Source organism: Arthrobacter sp. JCM 19049 (assembly GCF_001310435.1).
In genome coordinates, this window is the sequence record NZ_BAXF01000923.1 from 1 (window position 1) to 561 (window position 561).

Consider the following 561-nt stretch of genomic DNA (forward strand, 5'->3'; position numbering starts at 1 on the left):
ACCGGGGCCAGCGCTTCGGCGCGGGTGTGCTCGTGGATCTGCACCCCCATCTCGTCGCACACCCGGGCCAGCTCCCAGGCCAGCTTGGCAGGGTGCACGAGCACCCCGTCGGTTTCGCTGTACAGTCCGGCCTTGAAGTCCGGGGAGTTGATCCAGCCGCGCACCTGATCGGGGCCCAGGTAGAGCGTGTCGGGGTGTGCCGCGTGCTCCTCGCGCAGCCACGGGACCTGGTGGTCCTCGGTGGCCACGGTGAGGATGCCGTCCTTGATCAGCTCCACGTCCATGTTGTAGCGGGAGATGGTCTCCAGCAGCTCCAGCAGGTTTTCCTCACCGAGCTCGGTGAGCCGGGCGTTCTCCCGGGGCAGGTGCTGTTCGCCGTTGGATTCGCCGTGCACCAGGGAGGCTTCGCAGAACCCGCCGTTGCGTCCCGATGCGGCCCAGCCGATGCGTTCGGCCTCCAGCAGGATGACGCTGCGCTGCGGGTCGCGCTCCTTGGCCTGCAGGGCGGTCCACAGCCCGGTGTAGCCTCCGCCGATGACCAGCAGGTCGCAGGAGGCGGAG

At 69.0% G+C, this 561-nt stretch carries 1 protein-coding gene; it reads right to left on the reverse strand.

Going from position 1 to position 561, the window contains the following annotated elements; genetic code table 11:
- On the reverse strand, window positions 1-561 hold a 561-nt coding region (locus tag JCM19049_RS17135; protein ID WP_279403514.1), incomplete at both ends, for an FAD-dependent oxidoreductase.